The sequence below is a fragment of the Sutterella sp. genome, assembly GCF_052272535.1.
Classification (GTDB): domain Bacteria; phylum Pseudomonadota; class Gammaproteobacteria; order Burkholderiales; family Burkholderiaceae_F; genus Sutterella.
Map to the genome: position 1 here is coordinate 1 of NZ_DAVZJY010000323.1, position 1,982 is coordinate 1,982.

A 1,982-nucleotide genomic window follows, 5' to 3' on the forward strand; every position below is an offset into this window, starting at 1 on the left:
AAGCCCTGGTCAGAATGGGTCAAAACCCCGTCACTTCAGTGATCGGGTTGCTTAGGCGAGCCCGAGCCAGTGCCAGTAGGTCGAGGTGAGGAGGAGGATCAGGGCGTAGCCCGCGAACGTGAGGACGATGCCGGTGAAGGCGAAGGTCTTCACGTCGAACGCTCCGGTCGAGTAGGCGATCATGTTCTGCGGGGCGTTCACCGGGAGGATGAAGCCGAAGCTGATCACGTACTGGAGGATCATCGTCATGCCGAGGATGTTGACGTTCGGGTCCGAGAGTTCGCCCAGGACCGCGATGATGATCGGGATGATCGCCGAGGCGAGGCCCGCGGCGGACGCGAACCCGAGGTGCACGATGATGAGGAAGGCCGCCATCACGGCGATGACGACGAGGGGCGTCGAGCCCGCGAGCCCGAAGCCGTGGACGATGCAGTTGGCGAGCCACTGCGCGGCCTTGGTCGAGAGCAGCGCGGAGCCCAGGGAGATGCCGACGCCGAAGACGAGCACCGTGCCCCAGTTGATGGTGTTCACCGTGCTCTTCCAGTCCATCACGCCCACGCGCGGCAGCATCAGGAAGGCGATCGCGCAGACGGTGGTGGTCGTGGTGTCGAAGGGATGGAGCTTCTTCTCGGTCACCCAGAGGAAGAGGAGCACGAGCGAGACGGCGGTGAGCTTCCATTCATTGGCGGTCATGGGGCCGAGGGCGGCGAGCTGACGGCGCACGGCCGCTTCGCCCCCCTTGAAGGGCTCGACGCGGCGCCCGAGGAGGCGCGTGACGACGAAGTAGAGGATCACCGACATCATCGCGGCGAAGGGCGCGGCGGCGATGAACCAGTCGAGCCAGGAGATCTCCTGACCGGTGATGTCGCGGATGAAGTTGACCGCCACCATGTTCTGCGCCGCAGCCGTCTTGATGCCGACGTTCCAGACGCTGTCCACCTGCGCGACGGTGATCATCAGGAGCGCCCCGAAGGTCGAGCGGATCTGCAGTCCGAAGGCGCGGATCATGCCGATCACGATCGGCACGAGGCAGGCGACGCGGGCGGTGGTCGAAGGCACGAAGAAGGAGAGGATGAAGCCGCAGAGGATGATGCCGATCACGACGCGGTTGGGCGTGGCGCCGATTTTGGAGAGCGTGAAGAGCGCGATGCGCTTGTCGAGCCCTGTGCGCATCATCGCCGAGGCGAGAAAGAGCGCGGCGCCCACGAGGCAGAAGGCGGGTGAGGAGAAGCCCGTGAGCGCGGTCTTCATGCCGGCCGTCGTGCCGATGATCCCGGAGCCGTCCACCTTGGGGGAGAGCCCCACCAGGACGGCGATCAGGGCCATGATGAGGCCCGCCGAAACCGGGAACGACACGGCGGTGGTGGACCAGGTGATCACGGCGAAGACCATGATGCCGATCATGCGCTGTCCGGCCGTGGTGAGGCCCTGCTGCTCAGGAGCGAGGCAGATGAGGGCGAGCGCGAGGAAGGCGAAGACGAGCCCGTAGCGCTTGAAGAACCCCGGCTGCGGCGTCGTCTCCGCAGCGGGAGCGGGGGCCGCATTGGCGGGCGGTGATGTGGGGGCGGCGTGAGCGGTGAGGTCGGCTGACATTTGGAAATCTTCCTTCTTTCTGACGCCGGACGGCCCCGAGGGGGCGGACCGTCTGCGGCGGGTGGCGGGCGCAATGCGTTGGCTCCGCCTGAAACCATTGAAGAAGCGAACCGCGTGCCAAAGACGCGTTTTGGAAAGCCCGCTCCCCCCGAGCGTCCGCAAAAGCGCCTCACCTTGACGCGAAGCCGAACCGCATGCGCAGATCTCCCTAGAGCGGCGCGGAAGGTGAGGGCGCCGAAGCACCGCTCAAGCGCGCAATTCCGTCGAAGCACGGTGCACTGGAGCCCTGAATGCACGGAAATGGCGCGTGTGCACCGCCCTCTCTTGGCGCATCTGACCAAAAGATAGGCCTCGCGCAAGCCCCGTCCTTCAGGGCGAGGTTAGCGAGG

The 1,982-nt window shown here is 65.8% G+C and carries 1 protein-coding gene; it reads right to left on the reverse strand.

Annotated features, from left to right (window positions below):
- Positions 1-51: 51 nt before the first annotated feature.
- The gene (locus ACT6Y9_RS10680; RefSeq protein ID WP_443744514.1) at positions 52-1,593 is read right to left on the reverse strand and encodes a DASS family sodium-coupled anion symporter; all 1,542 of its coding nucleotides are present in this window, start codon (positions 1,591-1,593) and stop codon (positions 52-54) included.
- Between the last annotated feature and the right edge of the window lie 389 nt (positions 1,594-1,982).